The sequence below is a fragment of the Lentzea sp. NPDC092896 genome (assembly GCF_044754905.1).
Lineage (GTDB): Bacteria > Actinomycetota > Actinomycetes > Mycobacteriales > Pseudonocardiaceae > Lentzea.
The window spans coordinates 456,243-475,316 of the sequence record NZ_JBIVPX010000007.1; the positions used below are offsets into that span (position 1 = coordinate 456,243).

Here is a 19,074-nt window from a genome sequence, read left to right on the forward strand (position 1 = left end):
AACGAACATGAGAAGGCTCTCTTTTGCTTTGTCCGCAGCACTTCTGTCGACGCTCGTCGTCACGGCGCCGGCCCACGCGGAAACGACGATCATCCGACTCGACGGCCTGGCGGAGGCCACCAGCACCAAGGTGATGTCGATCAACGACTCCGGCCTCGCGGTGGGAAGTTCCATCGTCGGGGGCGTTACTCGCGCGGTGAAGTTCGACGCCGGCCGGGTGACCGAGCTCGTCGGACCGGACGGCGCGTCCGTCAGCCTCACCGCGGTCAACAACCACGGGGCGGCCGTGGGCAACAGCAGCGTCCGCGGCATCAGCGACAACGCGATCCGGTTCAACCCGGACGGTTCGTACGTGGTGCTCGGCATTCCGTCCGGCTCCACCTTCACGACGGCGGTGGGGATCGACGACAACGGGATCACCTACGGCGTCGCCCATGGCAGCGGCCACTCGATCCCGGTGAGCTGGCGGCCGAACGGCGTCCTCACCGCCATGAAGTTGCCGGCGGGTGCCACCGACGGGACTGTGGTGAGTGCGTCGCCGAACGGGTACGGGGCCGGATTCGTCTCCGGTCCTGGCCTGAACAAGGTGGCGGTGCGCTGGAACCCCGACCGCAGCGTGACCGTGCTCCCCAGGCTGGCCGAGGGTGCCTGGAGCAGAGCGACGGCGGTGAACCGCAACGGTGACGTGGTGGGAAGCGCCGATCTCGCGGGAGGCGGAGAGCCGTACGCCTTGCGCTGGAACGCAGACGGGTCGATGAACATGTACGGCCAACTGGACGAGCCGACAGGTGTCAACGACCACGGCATCGCGGTCGGATACGGCTGGGCCGACGGCCAGTGGCGCCCGTTCCGCTGGACCCGCGACGACCTGAAGCTCGATCTCGGTCTCCTCGCGCCCGCTCCGAGCATCGAGAAGCTGGCCATCAACAACGACGGCGTGATCGTGGGATCGGTCTGGGGCAAAGCGTACAAGTGGATCGTCAGCTGACGGACCGGCGAGGTCACCGGGTCGTTGCCCGGTGACCTGGCCAACGCGATCACTCCCTCTATATCGTGGCCACCGCATGGCTCACGAACTTGGGGGATTGGGAATGAGTCGAAGACTCTCCTTCGCTTTGTCCGCAGCACTTCTGGCGTCGGTGGTCGTCGTGCCACAGGCTCACGCGGCCACGACGATCACCGAACTGGGCGGCCTGCCGGGCTCCACCGGCAGCTCGGCAGCGGCGATCAACGACTCGGGCGTCGCGGTCGGGACGTCCAACAGGGCCGGTTTCAACCGGCCGGTGAAGTACGACGGTGCCGGGGTGACCGAGCTCGCCGGACCGGCCGACCGCCACACCCAGCTCGAAGCGATCAACAACAACGGTGTCGCCGTGGGAACCGCCACCGGTACCAGTCCTGACGTCGGCGGCAGGGCCCTCCGCTTCAACGCGGACGGTTCGTACGCGGAGCTGTCCGTGCCGTTCGGCTTCTGGTCCGCGGCAGCGGTCGCGATCGATGACTCCGGCACGGTCTACGGCACCGCGGTGAGCCGCGACAACGATCGCGAGATCCCGGTGCGATGGCGGCCGAACGGCGTTCTCACCGCCTTGAAGTTGCCGGAGGGCGCCACCTGGGGCCGCGTGACGGGCGCGTCGTCGAACGGGTACGCGACCGGGGTGGTCTCCGGGCCGGGCATGAACCGTCTGGCGGTGCGGTGGAACCCCGGCAACACCGTGACCCCGCTGCAAAGGCTGGAAGAGGGTGCCGAGTCCACGGCTCTGGCGGTGAACCGGAACGGTGACGTGGTCGGCACCGCCTCGTTCTGGAACGAGGGGTCGTTCGGCGTGCGCTGGAACCTCGACGGGTCGATGACCAAGTTCGGCCCGAACCTCACGCCGTGGAGCATCAACGACCACGGCGTGGCGGTCGGGTGGAGCACGACCCCGAACCAGAACGTCCCGTACCGCTGGAGCAACGAGGGCGAGGAGCTCGACCTCGGGTTCCCCAGCGGCACTCAGTTCGCGTACCCGCGGGACATCAACAACGCCGGCGTGATCGTCGGACTTGGAGGCGCGACCGCCTGCAAGTGGACCGTCAGCTGATCATCGGCTAGAACCTCGCGTCGCGCAGCTGGCGGCGCGAGGTCACGCCCACCTTGCCGAACACCTTGCGCAGATGCCATTCCACGGTGCGCGGGCTGATGAACAGCCGCGTGCCGATCTCCGGGTTCGAGTAGCCCTCGCGGGCCAGCCGGGCGATCTGGTACTCCTGCGCGGTCAGTTCGTCGGTGGGCTCGGCGGTGCGCTTGCGGGCCGTCTCGCCGGTCGCCTGCAGTTCGCGGAAAGCCCTGTCCGCGAACGCTTTCATGCCACTGGCGGTCAGAACCTCGTGGGCGGTGCGGAGATGCTCCCGCGCCTCGACGCGCTGGCCCTCGCGACGCAGCCACTCGCCGAACAACAGGTGAGCGCGGCCCAGTTCGCCGCGCAAAGCCGTGCGTTCCAAGGAAGAGATCGACTCGGCGAAGGCCGAAGTCTCCCCGTTCAACGCGCGCAGCCGGGCCTTGATGCCCGACGACCAGTGCGTGTCGACCCACGGCGCCGAACGTTCCAGCGCCTCCTCGACGAGAGCCGTGTCGCCGGTGCGGGACGCGGCCTCGGCCAGTTCGGACGCGATCAGGCAGCTGTAGACGAGGGTGTCGGACGCGAACACCCGCAGCGCCGCGTCGCGGGCGAGGTCGTGGCGGCCCAGTCCGTTGTGGAGGATCGCGGCGGTCCAGTCGGCGATCACGGCCAGCCGGCCCTGACCCGCGGCCAGTGCCTCCGCCCGCGCCGTGGTGGCCACGTCCTCGCCGCGGTAGGCGGCCTGCAGCAGCACCGCGTAGCCGACCGGCGGGATGCCGGTGACCTCCGAGATGCGCTGGTCCTCCTCGATCAACGCCTGCGCGGCCGCGGGTTCGCCTGCGAGGAGTTCGTTGTCCGCCAGGAAGTTCAGCGCGAACTGCAGTTGCACGAGCGCGCCGGCGTCCCGGGACAGGCGGACCTGCTGCTGGGCGAACGCACGGCGCGTGTCGAAGTCCCACAGTTCGCTCGCGACGATCCCGCCCGCGCGGTTGCCGAACAGCCACGGCACGCGGCTGATGTCGTCGGCGCCGACCTTCAACGCCCGCACCTCGTCCAGCGCGTGCGTCATCTGCGGAACGGCCGCCGCGTAGCCCGACGTGATGCGGGTCGTCAGCGCGTCGAGCACCAGGTCCAGAGCGCAGGCCGGGGTGCGTGCCGGGGGAGCGGTGCGGGCGGCGTCGGCCAGCGGCGCGCCGGCCCAGATCGCCGCCGAGAGACCCTCCAGGTGCGTCTCACGGGCCAGGTCGGCGTCGAACGGCGTGAGCCGGCGGGCCGCGCTGAACAGCAGCGGCGCCGCGTCGGCGACCCGGCGCTGGTCGAACGCGATGTGGCCGCGCAGGTGCTCGATCTCGGCACTGCGGCGTTCGTCCGGTGGCCCGGCCTCGACCGCTGACAGCAGCCGCAACGACGCGTCCAGCGCCCCCGCGTCACGCTTGGCGCGTGCGGCGGCGAGTTCACGGGAGGCCCGGCGGCCGGGTTCGGGGGTGAGCACGGCGGCCTGTTCGAGGAACGCGGCCGCGGCCAGCAGCCCGCCACGGGCCTGCGCGCGACCCGCCGATCGTTCCAACGCGGCGGCGACCTCCTCGTCCGGCGCGGCGGTGCCCTGCGCCCGGTGCCACACCCGGCGGTCCGGGTCGATGGCGGGATCGGTCACGTCGGCCAGCGCCCGATGCACCCGCATGCGGTCCGCGGTGGACGCCGACCGGTACACGGCGGACCGCACCAGCGGATGCCGGAACTGGACACGGGCGCCGAACTCGATCAGTCCGGTGCCCAGAGCGGCGGCGGCCGGGTCGGCGCCCAGCCCGAGCAGACCGGCCGCCTGCCACAGCAGGGTCGCGTCCCCGAGCGGTTCGGCGGCGGCGATCAGCATCAGCAGCCGGGTGTCGGCGGGCAGCGGTGCGATCTGCCGGACGAAACCGGCCTCGATGCGGCTGGTCAGCTGCTCGCCGTCCAGCCCGTCCGCCAGTTCGGCGGTCGTCCAGGCGCGCGGCAGTTCCAGCAGCGCCAGCGGGTTGCCCCTGGCCTCCGCGACGATCCGGTCGCGCACCCGGCCGTCCACCGGCCCCTTGATCACCGACTCCAGCAACGAGCGGGCGTCGGCGTCGTCCAGGCCGCGCACGAACAGCTCCGGCAGTCCGTCGAGGTAGTCGTTGCCCTCGCGCAGCACGAAGACCAGCGCGATCCGTTCGGCGAGCAGCCTGCGGGCGACGAACCCGAGCACCGCGGACGACATCGAGTCGAGCCACTGCGCGTCGTCGACCAGGCACACCAGCGGCTGCTCGTCGGCGACCTCGGCGAGCAGCGTCAGCACCGCCAGCCCGACCATGAACCGCGTCGGCCGGGGCCCGGTGGCCATCCCGAACGCCGTGCCGAGCGCCTCGCGCTGGGGTGGCGGCAGCTTGTCGAGCCGGTCGAGGAACGGGACGCACAGCTGGTGCAGCCCCGCGTACGGGAACGCGCTCTCGGACTCGACGCCCGCGGCCCGCGTGACGCGGAAACCCGCGGCCCGCGTCGACACGTGGTCGAGCAGCGCGGTCTTGCCGATCCCGGCCTCACCCCGCAGGACCAGCACCTGGCCGGCGCCCGACCGCGCCCGCGTGAGCAGCCGGTCCAGCGTTTCGCCCTCCGCACGTCTGCCCAGCAGACCTTCGTCCGACACGGGTCCGAGCGTAGTCACCAGGGATCGACCAGGGGGTTCCACGGGTTCGAAGGGACCCCTGGCGGGAGCAGTCTCATGTCATCAGCGAAACGAAGGAGATGGACCCGATGGACTACAGGTTCGAGGTCACCGTCATTCCGGTCAGCGACATCGACCGGGCCGTGCACTTCTACAAGACGCTGGGCTGGCGCTTCGACGCCGAGTTCGCCGACGACGAGGGCTACCGCCTGGTCCAGTTCACCCCGACCGGCTCGCCCGCGTCGATCATCTTCGGCAACGGCGTCTCGAACGCCGCGCCGGGCAGCGCCGAGGGCATGCACCTGATCGTCGACGACATCGAGGCCGCCCGCGAGGACCTGATCGGCCGCGGTGTCGACGTCAGCGAGATCTTCCACGACAAGACCGGTGTCTTCCACCACGCCGGCACCGCCGGCCGGGTCGCCGGTCCGGACGCCGCCCGCACCAGCTACGGCTCGTTCGCCTCGTTCAGCGACCCGGACGGCAACGGCTGGGTGCTGCAGGAGGTCACGACGCGCCTCCCGGGACGTGTGTGATGACCTCGCACTACGACGTGATCGTCATCGGCGGCGGATCGCCCGGCGAGCACTTCGCCGCCGCCGTCGCCGAGGGCGGGCTCCGGGTGGCGCTGGTCGAGCGCGAGTTGCTCGGCGGGGAGTGCTCGTTCTACGCCTGCATCCCCTCGAAGACGTTGCTGCGTGCCGGTGAGGTCGTGGCGGCGGCCCGTGAGGTCCCCGGTGCCCGTGAGGCGGTCACCGGCGAGATCGACGCGAAGGCCGTGCTCGCGTACCGCGACTTCATGGTGTCGTCCTACGACGACGCGGGCGGCCAGAAGTGGGCTGAGAGCGCGGGAATCGACGTGCTGCGGGGCGACGGCAAGATCGCCGGGCCCGGCGCGGTCTCCGTGGGCGACCAGACCTACACCGCCGACCACGTCGTGATCGCCACCGGTTCGGCGGCGTTCATCCCGCCGATCCCCGGCCTGCGCGACCTGGACGTGTGGACGAACCGCGAGGCCACCTCGGCGCGGGAAATCCCGCGCCGGCTGCTGATCCTCGGTGGCGGCCCGACCGGTGTCGAGCTCGCCCAGGCGTTCACGCACCTCGGCGCCTCGGTCGCGCTGGTCGACGGCGCCGAACGGGTGCTGTCCCGCGAACCGGAGGCGGTCGGCCGCGCACTGGGCGAGGCGCTCACCACGACCGGCGTCGAGCTCCACCTCGGTGTTCACGCCAACAACGCCTCGTTCGACGGCGGCGAGTACGTCCTCGACCTCTCGGACGGCACGCAGTTGCGCGGCGACAGGCTCCTCGTCGCCACCGGCAGGCGGCCGCGGGTCGACGGCATCGGGCTCGAGAACGTCGGTGTGGAGCCGGATCCGCGTGGGCTCGCCACCGATGAGCGGATGAACGTGGCGGACGGCGTCTGGGCGGTCGGCGACGTCACGGGCCAGTGGAACCTGACCCACGTCGGCAAGTACCAGGGCCGGGTGGCCGCCGCGAACATCCTCGGCCAGAACGCGACCGTCAACTACGACGCAGTGCCACGGGTCGTGTTCACCGATCCGCAGGTCGCCGCAGTCGGTGCGGCAGAAGGAAAGTACACCGCGACAGCGCACCTGTCCGGAGTTGCGCGCACGGCCACCTACACCCGTGAGTACGCGACACGGCCCGGATTCCTGACGCTCGTGTCCGACGGTGAAGTCCTCACCGGCGCCTACGCCATCGGCCCGGAAGCGGGCGAGTGGTTGCAGCAGGCCACCGTCGCGATCCGCGCGAAGGTCCCGCTGTCCGTGCTGCTCGACGTCATCCAGCCGTTCCCCACCTTTTCGGAGGCGTTCCTCAACGCCCTCCGCGATCTCGCGAAGGAAGTGGCGAAGTGAAGAACCTCGACCAGATCGACATGTTGCTCGAAGTCACCGTCATCCCCGTGACCGACGTCGAGCGCGCCAAGGAGTTCTACTCCCGCCTCGGCTGGCGCCTGGACGCCACCCCGCCGTGGGTCGTGCAGTTCACCCCGCGCGGATCCGACGCCTCCATCCACTTCGGCGAGGGCGCGACGACCGCGGAACCGGGTTCCGGCAGGCACTTCCTGATCGTCTCGGACATCGTGGAGACGCACGAGGCCCTGCTCGCCGCCGGCGTCAAGGTCGGCCCTCTGTTCCACGGCGGACCGGACGGTCCCGTCGAGGGCGCCGACCCCGAGCGTCGCAGCTACTTCACGCGCGCCGAGTTCGCCGACCCGGACGGCAACACGTGGATCCTGCAGGAGGTCACGACCCGCCTGCCCGGCCGCGTGGACGCCGACGACACGTCCTACGCGTCGATCGCCGACCTGGCCGCGGCGTTGCGCAGGGCCGCGGTGGCGCACGGCGAGCACGAGAAGCGCAACGGCGGCGAGTACGACGAGAACTGGCCCGACTGGTACGCCGAGTACATGGTCAAAGCGCAGACGGGCGAGCAGCTGCCGCAGTAGGTTCGGGCGGGTGAACGAAGAAGTTGTCAGAGCGCTGCGCGGGACGCCGACGTCGTTGGCGTTCCGCGCGCTTTGTGCCGCGGTGACCAGGGCCGACGAGGATCTCGTCGCGTGGTGCGAAGAACAGCTCGCCTCCTGGCCCGACGAGACGCGACAGGCACCGTACTCCTGGGTCGCCGCACTGGAATCCGGGTTCACGAAACCGGTGTGGCCGCTCGTCCGCTCGCTCGATCTCCGCAGCGACCGGGACGGTATGCGCGACCTGGACCTGCCGGATCCGCGCGTCAGGCCCGAAGTGCGCGCGGTGAGCGACCTGCGGCTCGCCTGGTACGCCCACGACCAGGTGGCGGCGTTGGCGGAGACCGCCGACCACTGGGAGAACCTGCGTCTCGTCGAGTTCGCGGGCCTCTGGGAGTTCGACGGCAAGGCGATCGACCGGTTCGCGGCGAGCGAGGCGGTCACCCGGCTCGAGTCGCTGACGACGGTGCGGGTGTGGGAAAGCCTGTGGCACTTCAAGATCCCGCCGTTGCGCGTCGACCGGCCGACCCGGCTGCGGCACGTGGGCCTGCTCGCGCCCGACCTGATCCACCTGCTGCGCAACGGCCTCGCGCCGGACCTGAGGTCCGCCGACGTGCTCGTGCAGAGCGCTGACGAGGCCCGTGACCTGGCCGGCTGCGAGGGCCTGTCCGGACTGGACCGGCTCGCGATCGGGTTCCGCTGCGGCAAGGACGGCAAACAGCCGCCGTGGGCGCCGTACTTCGGCAACGTCATCGAGGCGGACGACAGCGCGTGCGAGGAGTTCTTCTCCCAGGCGAAACTGACGAACCTGCGCAGTCTCACCGTGCAGGGCTCCACCATGGGCATGGGCCGCGAAGGCCTTGGCGCGCGTGGTGTCGAGGCGGTCGTGCGCAGCGGTGTGCTCGGGCAGCTCACCGAAGTGTGCCTGGGGGCGTTGCCCGTCGGCGACGACACGATCGCGGGTGTGCTGAGTGTCATCGACTCCGCGATCGTCGAGAAGATCGTGCTGACCAACCTCGTCGCGACCGACCGGACCGCCGACGCGTTCGCCGCGGAGTACCCGCGGCTGCGGCAGCTCGACCTCCGCAAGAACCACCTCGGCCCGGACGGCGTGCGGAAGTTGTTCTCCGCACGCATGCCCGCACTCGAACAGCTCGACCTGAGTGGTGGTACGGGCGGCTCGCCGCACTACGGCCGGTCGGACGTGCAGCCGATCGGGGACGCGGGCGCACGGGCCGTCGCGGAGTCGAAGGGCCTGAAGTCGCTGAACCTCTCCGCGACCGGGCTCACCGCCGCCGGGCTGGCCGCGGTGCTGGAGCTGCCACTGGAGTCCTTGACCGTGTCGGCCAACCCGTTGGGCGCCTTGCCTTCCGCGCCGGACGCGCCCGCGTGGCGCACCTTGCGGAGGTTGAACCTGGACGACTGCGCCCTCAGTGACCTGATGCCGTTGCCACCGGACGCTCCATTGCTGGAGAGCGTCTCGTTGGCGCACAACAACATCGACTCCGACGGCGCGCGCCTGCTCGCCGGGTGGGAAGTGCTGCCCCAGTTGTGGGAACTGGGCCTGCACGACAACGTGATCGGCGACGACGGCCTGACCGACCTGGCCCGTTCCCGTGCGGCGCAACGGCTTCTGGAACTCGACCTGGAACAGGACGTCTGGACCGCGCACCACCGCCGCGACAGCGTGCCGTTGCCGGTCGAGGTCGTGGCGCGGGAGTCGTTCCCGAACCTGGACGCGCTCCACCTCGGGGTGATCGACGCCTACCACGGTGCCCGCTACTCGTGCGGGTTTCCCGCAGACCGGCACGAGGAACTGATCAGGACCGGCCGAGCCGAACTCGCCGCGTTCCTCACCCACGTCAAACCCTTCGAGTACCTCCCGGACGAGGACCAGGATCCGGATCCGCCCACGGAGGACTTCCGCGCCGGACGCGCGGCCAAGTACGCGAAGGACTTCGCCGACGCCGAGGAGTTCGCCGCCAGAATGATGTCGGACGACATTGGGTGGCCGCCCTAGGGGCGGTCCCTGATGTGCCGGTGCGTCGCCGCCGCTTACCTTCCTTCGCAAGGCAGGGAGGCCGCGATGAAGGCGATCGTGCAGGACAGATACGGCTCCGCGGACGTGTTGGAGTTGCAGGAGGTCGAACGGCCCGTGCCCGCGGCCGGCGAGGTGCTGGTGCGGGTGCGGGCGTCGTCGGTGAACGCCGCGGACTGGCACATCATGCGCGGCGACCCGTACTTCGCGCGGCTGTTCCTCGGTTTCACGGGCCCGAAGGCGCGGATCAGGGGGATGGACTTCGCGGGCGTGGTCGAGGAGGCCGGCCCCGGGGTGGGCGGCATGGTGCAGGTCGGGGACGAGGTGTTCGGCGAGGTCGAGGGGTCTTTCGCCGAGTACGTGACGGTGCCCGCGAACCTGGTGGCGCACAAGCCGTCCAACCTCACGTTCGAGCAGACGGCGACGCTGCCGCTGGCGGGCAACACCGCGTGGATGGGGTTGCGGGCCCTGCGGGCGGGGCAGAAGGTGCTGATCAACGGCGCGTCCGGCGGGGTCGGGCTGATGGCGGTGCAGATCGCCAAGGCGCGCAAGGCGACCGTGACCGCCGTGTGCAGCACGCGCAACGTCGAGCAGGTGCGGTCGGTCGGGGCCGACCACGTCATCGACTACCGGACCACGGACTTCACCCGCACCGGGCAGCACTACGACGTCGTCTTCGACCTGGTGGGGAACAGGTCGATGGGGGAGTTGCGGGCGCTGCTCACCCCGGACGGCACGCTGGTGCTGTCCGGCGGTGGCAGCTTCAGCGGTGGGGCGTTGTTCGGCCCGTACCGGTTGATCATCCAGGGCAGGCTGCTGGCGTCGTTCTCCCGGCAACGGCTGGTGGTGCTGGAGGCCAAGCCCAGCAAGGAGAACCTGGCCGCGTTGCGGGAACTGGCCGAGTCGGGACAGCTGGTGCCCGTGATCGAGCGGACCTATCCGCTGACCGACGCCCCGGACGCCATCCGGCACGTCGAGTCGGAGCACGCGCGGGCGAAGGTCGTCGTCACGGCCTGAACCGCTCAGCGGTAAATCCCTGGCCATTCCGGGAGCGGTGCGCCGACGATTCGGCCATGGTCGAGGTTCGAGTCAGCGGTGGAACGGTCCGGGGCGCTTCCGAGGCGGGAATGGCGGTGTTCCGCGGGATCCCGTTCGCGGCGCCACCGGTCGGTGCGGCGCGGTTCGCCGCACCGCAGCCAGTGGTGGCGTGGGACGGCGTGCGGGAGGCGTTGGCGTTCGGGCCGCCGCCACCGCAGGCCAGCGTGTTCGGCATGGACGGCGTCGGGGTCGCCGGCGACGAGTGGCTGACCGTCAACGTCTGGTCGCCCGACGTGGCCGGGGACCTGCCGGTGATGGTGTGGATCCAGGGCGGCGGCTACACGATCGGCACGTCCGGTCTGGCCGAGTACGACGGCGCACGGCTGGCGGCCGACGGCGTCGTCGTGGTGACGTTCAACTACCGCGTCGGCATCGAGGGTTTCGCGCTCATCGAGGGGGCTCCGGCGAACCGCGGCCTGCTCGATCAGGTCGCGGCGCTGGAGTGGGTGAGCGCGAACATCCGGGCGTTCGGCGGTGATCCGGCCCGCGTGACGATCTTCGGCGAGTCGGCGGGCGGGGGTTCGGTGGCGGCGTTGCTCGCCATGCCGCGCGCCAAGGGCCTGTTCCACCGCGCGATCGCGAGCAGCGTCCCGGTGATGTTCTTCGCGCCGGACCTGGCCGCGGACATCGCGGTGGCCTGCGCGGCCGAACTCGGGCTGCGGCCCACCGTCGCCGATCTGTCCACTGTGGAGCCGGAGATGCTGACGGTCGCGGGCGACGAGGTCATGGCCAAGATCGGCCAGTTCCCGCAGTGGGGGCAGGCCGCGCACAAGAACGTCCCGTTCGCACCTGTGGTGGACGGCGAAGTCCTGCCGATGACGCCGTGGGAGGCGCTGGAATCGGGTGCGGGCCGCGAGGTCGAGTTGATCGCCGGGCACACGCGTGATGAGCAGCGGCTGTTCACCGTGCTGGAAGGGCTGCTCGGCCAGGTCACCGCGGAGCAGGCCGCGTGGGCGTTGGAGGTGTTCGCGCCCGGCCTCGCCTATCCGGCACTGCCGCCGGAGGAACTGTTCGAGACGGTGTGCTCGGACTGGCTGTTCCGCATGCCGTCGCTGCACCTCGCGGAGGCCCAGATCGCGGGTGGCGGTCGTGCGCACGTCTTCGAGGTGACGTGGGCGCCGTCCGGCCCGTTCGGCGCGTGTCACGGTCTGGACGTTCCGCTGGTGTTCGGCAACCTCGGGGTCGGGGGGACCGCGGCGATCCTGGGTGAGGTCACGGCGGAGACCGAGGAGGTGTCGGCGCGGATGCGGACGGCGTGGAGCGGGTTCGCGATCCACGGCGATCCCTGGCCGGCCTACGACACGACGAACCGGCTCACGCGAGTGTTCGGAGTGGAGGACGAGGTGACCGCCTATCCGGAGGAGGTCTCGCGGATGATCTGGCGGGCCCACGCTTTCCGCCAGATTTCGCTCGTTCCGCAACGCTGATCTTGCGTTCGGTGTTGGCTGGCCGTCATGAGTTCATTCGCCGTCGAGGTGGGGAACCTCGTGGACGCCGCGAAGATCATGGAAACCCAGATCGCGGGCTCGTTCGAGTCGGTGCACCGCTGGATCAAGGACGCCACCGAGAAGGACGACGACGCCTTCTACAGCGGCGACGGACAGGGCGGACGCCACCTGTACGACCAGGTGGGGGACGAGTGGCGGGTGACCGCCGATTTCATGAACCGCATCGCCGCGGACAACGCGGAGACGATGCGCCTGGCCGCGGAAGCGCTGCGGGAGATCGCGCAGCGCTACCGGGAAGCGGACGGTCAGGCATGAGCTACACGTTCGAGGTCGACGTCGACGACGACGCCGCGTGGCTCTCGACCATGAACGACCTGGGCCCCGCCTGCATGCAGATGCTGGCGGTCTGGGCGGACATGGAGGGGGAGGTGGACCAGCTCCCCAACTACCTGCCGAGGATGGAGGAGATCTTCCGCTGCTTCTCGTCGGGCTCCCAGCACCCCGCGAACGAGATCGCGGACGCGATGCGCGACGGCCGTGACGTCATGAAGGCGGTGCGGGAGAAGCACATCAAGGACGTGCACGACGCCACCGGCACCTGGCACGGCGCCGCCGCGGACGACTTCCGCACGTACCTCAACTCCATGAGCCTCGCGGTGACCAGGTACGAGGACGCGCTGGACGCCCTCAACATCCTGGTCGAGGCCTACCGCAGCCTGGTCGTGTCGATGCGCGGGGACGTGTCGGCCATGGTGCAGCGGGTGTTCGCGGCGATGGAGGCGGAGGAGCAGACCGATGTCAAGATCGGCCTGGCACTGGCGTCCGCGTTCGTCGCGGTGATCGGCACGGTCGCGACGGGCGGTACGGCCACCGCGCTCGTGGTCGCGGCACTGGGCGGCGGGATCGGCATCGAGATCGAGCAGATGGGCGCCTCCGACAACTTCCACATCGTGGCGAGCATGGTCGACCAGGGCGAGGACATCGTCCACGGCGTGAACCGGGCCCGCGCGAAGATCGAGAAGGGTTTCCGCGACGTGACCGAGTCGATCGTCGGGTCGAAGCTCGGCGAGGTGCGGCCCGGCCGTCCGGAGATCATCACCGCGCCCAGCTTCGACCCGAGGGACTTCGCGTTGGAGGAGGAGTACCAGCGCGGGCACGGCGTTCCCGCCGCGGGAGGCCCCCTGGTGGAGGCGCCGCCCGCCGAGAAGGGCCCGGACAGCGACATCGACGACGAGACGGGCCTCGACGTCTACCCGGAGCAGGTGAAGCGATGACCTCGCCACGTGAACTCGCCGCGCAGGGCTCTTTCCTCCTGGAGAGGGCGAAACGCCGCCGGGACACGCTGCTCGCCGCGCAGCACCAGTCGTCGTCGGAGGTCGGCGAAGCGTCCTCTTCGGACGGTCTGGTGCGGGCGCGGGTCGACGCGGGCGGCATGCTGACCGGCCTGTTCCTCGCGCCCGGTGTCCGTCAGCTGGATCCGCGCGCACTGGCCGCGTTGATCACGTCGGTGACGCAGCAGGCGGCCGCGGTGCCACGTGCCGCGATCCGGCGGACCTACGAGCAGTTGAACGACGAGGGCCTGCTCAAGCAGATGCCCGCGTTGCTGCCGGTCCCCGTCGTGGCACCGGTCTCGCGACCGCGCCGCCCGGAGCCCGTCGAGGACGAGCCGGACCGGCCGGTCCTGCGCGACCAGGGCTGGTAGGGAATACCTGCTCCCGGACGGCGTTGTACGGGCCGGAAGGGAGGTTCGATGAACAACGAATTCGCGGTGCACGACAGCACCGGCTTCAACAGCTACCAGCCCAACGGTGAGGTGGCGGCAGATCGCTGGGTGACCGTGAGGCACCTGTTCGACGCCGACTACGTCGAGACTCCCGCCGAGAAGTGGGAACGCGCACAACTGCTGTTCGAGTCCCGCGACTACATCAAGGCCGCGCAGGTGCTGGCCGAGGTCGTCGGCGAGGTGCCGTTCCAGACGGACGTCTGCCTGCTGCTGGCCCGCGCCTACTACCACTCGGCGCAGCTGAACAAGGCCGAGGCGCAGCTCCGCGTGATCGTGGACCGCGACCCGGTCGAGCACTACGCCCACCTGCTCCTGGGACGCACCCTGGAGCGGCAGGGCCGGCCCGAGGAGGCCGCGCCCTGGCTTCGGCTCGCCGCCGCCTTCGGTGGCGAACTAGCCGACGTCTAGCTTGGCGAACGTGCGCAACAGGCCCGGTGCGACCCGGCTGGCGAGCCGGGCCGCCCTGGCCTCGGCCGTCACCGGCACGACGGGCTTGTTGCGGCGCACGGCCCGCACGATCTGGGTGGCCACGCCCTCCGGACCGAAGCCGCGCCGGGCGTAGATCCGGGACGCGCGGTCCTGCTTGCGGCGCTCCTCGTCGGAACTGACGCCGGAGAACGTCGTGGTCGCGGTGATGTTCGTGTTCACCAGGCCAGGGCAGATCGCGCTGACGCCGATGGCGTGCGGCGCGAGTTCGGCCCGCAGGCAGTCCGAGAGCATGAACACCGCCGCCTTGCTGGTGGCGTACGCGGAGAGGATCTTCGACGGCAGATAGGCCGCCGCCGAGGACAGGTTCACGACGTGGCCGCCCTCTCCGCGCTCCACCATCAGCTCACCGAACGCCCGGCAGCCGTGCACGACGCCCCACAGGTTGACGTCCAGCACCCGTTGCCACTGCTCGGTCGAGGTCGACAGGAACGACCCGGAGTGGCCGATGCCGGCGTTGTTCACGACCACATCGGGCACGCCGTGCTCGTCCGCGACCTGCCGCGCCCAGGCCCGTACCGCCTCCTCGGAGCGCACGTCGACCTCGTAGGCGTGGCCGTCGATCATGTCGGCGGTCTCTTTGGCAGCCGTGAAGTCCACATCGGACACCACGACCTTCGCGCCGGTCTTGGCGAACGCCACCGCGGTCGCCCGCCCGATCCCGCTGCCACCGCCGGTGATCACGACGAGCTCGCGCGGGGGAGTGGAGTCGGTGACGAACTCGCTGATCATCCGGGCGAGCGGTGCCGGGTGGCTCAGGGGCGCCCAGTGTCCTGCCGCGATCTTCCTGCGCGTCAGCGACGGCACCCAGCGTTCGAGATCGAGCGGTTCGGTCCGGATGTAGCGGTCGCGGGTCGGCTGGATCACCTGCACCGGCATGGGCGCGAGACGTTGCCGCGGTGAGCGCATGACCTGCCGGATGTTGGCCCGGTACAACGAGATCCCGCGCACCGCGTCCGATGTGATCGTGCGCGCGGGCTTGACCTTGACGCCCTCCAGCCGTTGCAGCACCTCTCCCCAGCGCGGGCCGAGGTACAGCCGCCAGAACAGCGGCGCGAGCACCGGCAGGTGGAACGCGCCGATGTACCAGGACCGGAAGAACTGCCGGAGGTGGGCGATCGACAACCCCTTCCGCGACCAGTGCCCCATGTGGTCGAGGCACGGCCCGGAGATCGAGGTGAACGTGGCGATCCGCGCGCCGGGCGTCGTCACGGCCTCCCACGACTGGATCGAGCCCCAGTCGTGACCGACCAGGTGCACCGGCTCGTCCGGGCTGACCGCGTCGATCACCGCGAACAGGTCGGCCGCCAGCCGTTCGAGCCGGTAACCGTCCTCTGTGGACGGCGGCGTCGACTCGCCGGCGCCGCGCACGTCGTAGGTGACGACGCGGAAGTCCTTCTCCAGCAACGCGGCCACGCGGTCCCAGACCTCGTGCGTGTCCGGATACCCGTGCACCAGGACCACGGTCGGGCCGGAGGTGCCGCGCACCTGCACGGCGAGTTCGACTTCCCCGGAACGCACCTTCACAGTTCCTCCAGAACTAGTCGATCACCGGTGGGCCGGTCCACGCAGATCCGCACGCCGCCGACGTCGCACGTGCCGCAGAACCCCTGCCGGCACGAGTAGGCGACCGACGGCCGGAAGTCCCTGATCACGTCCAGTGCCGACCGGTCGGCCGGCACGTCGAGGGATACCCCGCTGCGGCGCAGTTCGACCGTGAACGGCTGCCCGTCGACGATCGGCGGCGGGCTGAAGCGTTCGAAGTGCAGCCAGCGCGACGAGAACTCCGCCCGCACCTGGTCGAGCATCGACGCGGGCCCGCAGCAGTACACCGCGCCACGAGGGGAAGCGTCGCCGAGCAGCGCCTCGCCCCGGCCGATCCGCACGTCGACCCGGCCGACGGGCAGCTCGTCCAGGAACGGCATCGCCGCCATCGACCGCCCGCAATACACGAGCCGCCAGTCGAGGCCCGCCCGCGCGGCCGCGTGCACCATCGGCAGGATCGCGGTGATCCCGATGCCGCCCGCCACGAACACGACGGGCCCGAGCCCGGCGAACGGGAAGGCGTTGCGCGGTCCGCGCACCTGGATCCGGTCGCCCACCTGCAAAGCCTGCACCTCGCGCGAACCGGCACCGACCTCGCGCACCGCGATCCGGTAGGTGTGCTCGCCCGGATCGCCGCACAGCGAGTATTGGCGGCGCAGTCCGGACGGCAGGTGCAGGTCGAGGTGACAGCCCGGTTGCCAGGCGGGCAGCGCCGTCCCTCCGAACCGGAGGCTCACCACCCCGTCGGCGACTTGTGAGCGTTCGACAACGTTGAGCCACAACGCATCCCGTGCGACACCAGGTCGTGCCCGGCCCCCGAACCGGGTGACCGCGGCGTCGTAGAGGGTGCCGAACCGAGTGAGTCCGTTCAGCATCAGTGGGCCTCGCGGGCGGCGGGGGAGGAGGCGAGGTACGCGATCGCCTGCGTCGTCGAGCCCTCCTGCTTCGGGTGGTAGGCCGGGTGGAAGTACCGCAGGAACGCCCGGAGGATCTCCGACAGCTTCGGCAGCAGTCCGCGCCGGGACGCCCGCATGAACTCGCGCCAGGTGAGCCGCACCCTCGTGGTCCTGTCCGCGCGCACCATGAACCGCGCCCCGCGCACCCACAGCCCGAACAACACCGGTGCGACCAGCAACATCGTGCGCGCCCGCCGCACGTATCGGCGATCGAGATGACACATCAGGTCGTACGCGACGCTGCGGTGCTCGACCTCCTCGGCCGCGTGCCAGCGCAACAGGTCCAGCATGACCGGGTGGATGCCGGCCTTGTCGAGCGCGTCGGCGTTCAGCATCCAGTCGCCGAGGTAGGCCGTGAAGTGCTCGATGGCGGCGACGATCGCGACCCGTTCGAGCAACTGGTCCCGCGTCTGCTCCGCGCTGAGCCCCGGCCTGGGCGCGAGGATCCGTTGGAACACGTGCTCCATCTGCCGCGTGAACGGCCGCGGGTCCAGCCCGCCTGCCAGCAGGTGGTCGAGGACCTCGCTGTGCGCCTCGGCGTGCATGGCCTCCTGCCCGATGAACCCGAGCACGTCCTCGCGCAACGTGTCGTCGGTGATCAGCGGCACGACCTGCTGGAACGTCCGCACGAACCACCGCTCGCCCTCGGGCAGCAGCAGGTGCAGGACGTTCATGACGTGCGTGGTCACCGGCTCGTCCGGGACCCAGTGCATCGGCAGGGTCGACCAGTCGAACTGCACGTCACGCGGCTGCAGAACGAGGTTGTCCGGCTCCATCGCAGTACCTCCGCCAATTACTACGCCAGCGTAGCTTTGTGAAAGCTACGCCACCGTAGCAATATGGTCCCGTGAACACAACGCGTCGCAAGTACGCCCGCCGCCTGCCGCCCGAGCAGCGCCGCGAGCAGCTGCTGGACGCCGCGCTGAGCCTCATCCCGGCCGGCTTCGACACCGTCACGATGGAGTCGGTCGCAAAAGAAGCCCAGGTCACCAAGCCCGTGCTCTACGACCTGTTCGCGAACCGCGGCGAACTCATCAGCGCCCTGCTCGACCGCGAGGCGGGCCGCGCCACCGAACAGGTCATCGCCGCCCTGCCCACCGACTTCGCCACGCGTTCCCCGGACGACGCCTTCGCCGACGCCGTCCGAGTCTTCGTGAACGCGGTTGTGGAGGCCCCCGACCGCTGGCGCCTCGTGCTCCTCCCGCCCGAGGGCACCCCGACCGAGTTCCGCGCTCAGGTGGAGCTGGTGCGAGCGGGCGTGCTGGCCCAGATCGAGGACCTGGCCGCGCTGGGCCTCAAGGAACTGGGCCGGCTGGACGACCTGGACTCGGCCCTGCTCGGCCACGCGATGCTCGCCCTGGCCGAGATGTCGGGCCGCCTGGTGCTCACCGACCCGGACAAGTTCACGCCGGACCGGCTGGCGGCCTTCGTGACCCGGATCGCGCACGGCCTGCGCTGAACTGCGGCAGCGGCGTCAGCCTCGCCTCGTCCGGACGTGCGTGAGCAGCGCCAGCCCGGTCGGGTCGTGGCCGACGGACACGTCGCAGCCCGGCAGCAACGCGCGCACGGCGGCCTCGTCGCGTTCGATCACCGACCAGTCCATCAGGTACTCCAGCGACCACCGGAACGGGTTCCCGGACGTGATGCTGGAGAAGTAGAACGTGCCACCGGGGCGGCAGAGCCTGGTCAGCACCGCCTCGGTGAGCCGGACGGCCGCGCGGTCGTTGAGGTAGTCGTACAGGCCGTTGACGAGCACGAGGTCGAACGGGCCGAGTTCGGCGAGCTTCGGGAGCGCGCGGAACACGTTGCCGGAGATCGAGGTCGTGACGTCGTTGAGCGGCCCGAGCCGCTTCTCGGCCAGTTCCAGCGCGTCCGGGTCGACGTCGGTGAGCACGAACCTGTCGCCGGGCCGCACGATGCCGGGCGGGATGAGCCGCAGGTCGGGGGCGGCGCCGGCGGCGATCACCAGGATCGACCGAGGGCCGTTGCGCGGCGCGGTGAGGGTGTCGCTGATCAGCCGGGCCTGGTGCATCACCCGGTTGCGCTGCTGCTGGGTGATCGGCGAGTTCTGCAAATTCGTCTCGACGTGCCAGCCGAGCGTGCCGGGCGCGGCCTCGTTGGCCTGCGCCATCACGTGCTCCACCAGCTTGTAGTCGCTGGGGTAGCCGCGCGCCCACTCGTTCTCGTCGCGCATGAAGGGTGAGCGTGAACATGCCGAGCGCGCGGGCTGGACGATGGCGGCGATGTCCTCGTCCGGGATGCCCGCGGCCACGCTGGTGCCGATCTGCGCGCCGAGCGTGCGCAACCGGCCTCCGACCAGCATGTGCGTCGACGGGTCGGTGAGGTTGAACTCCCTCTCACTGCGCAGGAAACCGTCAACGGCGTCGCTGAGCCGGTGCAGGGCGTCTGTGGTGTGCGGGAGCACGGTCATCGAACACTTCCTCGGTG

Annotated in this window: 18 protein-coding genes; 13 read left to right on the forward strand and 5 right to left on the reverse strand. The window is 70.5% G+C overall.

Translation table 11 applies throughout. The features are described from left to right. The first annotated feature begins 7 nt into the window (after positions 1 to 7). Positions 8 to 988 (forward strand): hypothetical protein, encoded by a 981-nt coding sequence (locus ACIQF0_RS32515; RefSeq protein ID WP_401035851.1) that lies wholly within the window; start codon positions 8 to 10, stop codon positions 986 to 988. Between the two features lie 103 nt (positions 989 to 1,091). Further along, positions 1,092 to 2,084, forward strand: coding sequence for a hypothetical protein (locus tag ACIQF0_RS32520; protein ID WP_401035854.1), 993 nt, complete (start codon positions 1,092 to 1,094; stop codon positions 2,082 to 2,084). A gap of 7 nt (positions 2,085 to 2,091) precedes the next feature. On the opposite strand, the gene ACIQF0_RS32525 is transcribed toward ACIQF0_RS32520, so the two are convergent. Next, positions 2,092 to 4,764, reverse strand: coding sequence for an AAA family ATPase (locus tag ACIQF0_RS32525; RefSeq protein WP_401035856.1), 2,673 nt, complete (start codon positions 4,762 to 4,764; stop codon positions 2,092 to 2,094). A gap of 107 nt (positions 4,765 to 4,871) precedes the next feature. Between ACIQF0_RS32525 and ACIQF0_RS32530 the strand changes: the two genes are divergently transcribed. The 10 genes from ACIQF0_RS32530 (at position 4,872) to ACIQF0_RS32575 (ending at position 14,047) form a co-directional block, all read left to right on the forward strand. Beyond that, complete coding sequence (locus tag ACIQF0_RS32530) at positions 4,872 to 5,318, forward strand: VOC family protein (RefSeq protein WP_401035858.1); 447 nt, start codon at positions 4,872 to 4,874, stop codon at positions 5,316 to 5,318. Next, complete coding sequence (locus tag ACIQF0_RS32535) at positions 5,318 to 6,661, forward strand: dihydrolipoyl dehydrogenase family protein (protein WP_401035861.1); 1,344 nt, start codon at positions 5,318 to 5,320, stop codon at positions 6,659 to 6,661. Before ACIQF0_RS32530 ends, ACIQF0_RS32535 begins: the two co-directional genes overlap by 1 nt. After that, entirely contained in the window at positions 6,658 to 7,254 is a 597-nt protein-coding gene (locus ACIQF0_RS32540) for a VOC family protein (protein ID WP_401035863.1), read from the forward strand. The genes ACIQF0_RS32535 and ACIQF0_RS32540 overlap by 4 nt, the downstream gene beginning before the upstream one ends. A gap of 10 nt (positions 7,255 to 7,264) precedes the next feature. Next, positions 7,265 to 9,292: a hypothetical protein gene (locus tag ACIQF0_RS32545; protein WP_401035866.1), complete on the forward strand. Its 2,028-nt coding sequence runs from the start codon at positions 7,265 to 7,267 to the stop codon at positions 9,290 to 9,292. Between the two features lie 66 nt (positions 9,293 to 9,358). Further along, a complete protein-coding gene (locus ACIQF0_RS32550) occupies positions 9,359 to 10,327 on the forward strand; it encodes an NAD(P)-dependent alcohol dehydrogenase (RefSeq protein ID WP_401035868.1) in 969 nt (322 codons plus the stop codon). A 56-nt stretch (positions 10,328 to 10,383) separates the two neighbouring features. Beyond that, positions 10,384 to 11,835, forward strand: a complete 1,452-nt coding sequence (locus ACIQF0_RS32555) for a carboxylesterase/lipase family protein (protein WP_401035870.1) — start codon at positions 10,384 to 10,386, stop codon at positions 11,833 to 11,835. Between the two features lie 27 nt (positions 11,836 to 11,862). Then, a complete protein-coding gene (locus ACIQF0_RS32560; RefSeq protein WP_401035873.1) occupies positions 11,863 to 12,171 on the forward strand; it encodes a hypothetical protein in 309 nt (102 codons plus the stop codon). Next, positions 12,168 to 13,130: a hypothetical protein gene (locus tag ACIQF0_RS32565; RefSeq protein ID WP_401035875.1), complete on the forward strand. Its 963-nt coding sequence runs from the start codon at positions 12,168 to 12,170 to the stop codon at positions 13,128 to 13,130. The genes ACIQF0_RS32560 and ACIQF0_RS32565 overlap by 4 nt, the downstream gene beginning before the upstream one ends. Beyond that, on the forward strand, positions 13,127 to 13,558 hold the full coding sequence (locus ACIQF0_RS32570) for a YbaB/EbfC family nucleoid-associated protein (RefSeq protein ID WP_401035876.1): 432 nt from the start codon (positions 13,127 to 13,129) through the stop codon (positions 13,556 to 13,558). Before ACIQF0_RS32565 ends, ACIQF0_RS32570 begins: the two co-directional genes overlap by 4 nt. Before the next feature lie 48 nt (positions 13,559 to 13,606). Then, the gene (locus ACIQF0_RS32575) at positions 13,607 to 14,047 is read left to right on the forward strand and encodes a tetratricopeptide repeat protein (RefSeq protein ID WP_401035878.1); all 441 of its coding nucleotides are present in this window, start codon (positions 13,607 to 13,609) and stop codon (positions 14,045 to 14,047) included. Here ACIQF0_RS32575 and ACIQF0_RS32580 read toward each other — a convergent pair. Genes ACIQF0_RS32580 through ACIQF0_RS32590 form a run of 3 tightly spaced genes read right to left on the reverse strand, consistent with a single transcriptional unit; the run spans position 14,033 to position 17,402 of the window. Further along, on the reverse strand, positions 14,033 to 15,646 hold the full coding sequence (locus ACIQF0_RS32580; RefSeq protein ID WP_401035881.1) for an SDR family oxidoreductase: 1,614 nt from the start codon (positions 15,644 to 15,646) through the stop codon (positions 14,033 to 14,035). The genes ACIQF0_RS32575 and ACIQF0_RS32580 overlap by 15 nt on opposite strands. 2 nt (positions 15,647 to 15,648) lie before the next feature. Further along, positions 15,649 to 16,545 (reverse strand): PDR/VanB family oxidoreductase, encoded by an 897-nt coding sequence (locus ACIQF0_RS32585; protein WP_401035883.1) that lies wholly within the window; start codon positions 16,543 to 16,545, stop codon positions 15,649 to 15,651. Next, positions 16,545 to 17,402: a metal-dependent hydrolase gene (locus ACIQF0_RS32590; protein ID WP_401035884.1), complete on the reverse strand. Its 858-nt coding sequence runs from the start codon at positions 17,400 to 17,402 to the stop codon at positions 16,545 to 16,547. Before ACIQF0_RS32590 ends, ACIQF0_RS32585 begins: the two co-directional genes overlap by 1 nt. 71 nt (positions 17,403 to 17,473) lie before the next feature. On the opposite strand from ACIQF0_RS32590, the gene ACIQF0_RS32595 reads away from it, so the two are divergent. Then, positions 17,474 to 18,085: a TetR/AcrR family transcriptional regulator gene (locus ACIQF0_RS32595; protein WP_401035885.1), complete on the forward strand. Its 612-nt coding sequence runs from the start codon at positions 17,474 to 17,476 to the stop codon at positions 18,083 to 18,085. Between the two features lie 15 nt (positions 18,086 to 18,100). Here the strand turns inward: ACIQF0_RS32595 and ACIQF0_RS32600 are convergent, their stop codons facing one another. After that, positions 18,101 to 19,057, reverse strand: coding sequence for a class I SAM-dependent methyltransferase (locus ACIQF0_RS32600; protein ID WP_401035886.1), 957 nt, complete (start codon positions 19,055 to 19,057; stop codon positions 18,101 to 18,103). Positions 19,058 to 19,074 lie beyond the last annotated feature (17 nt).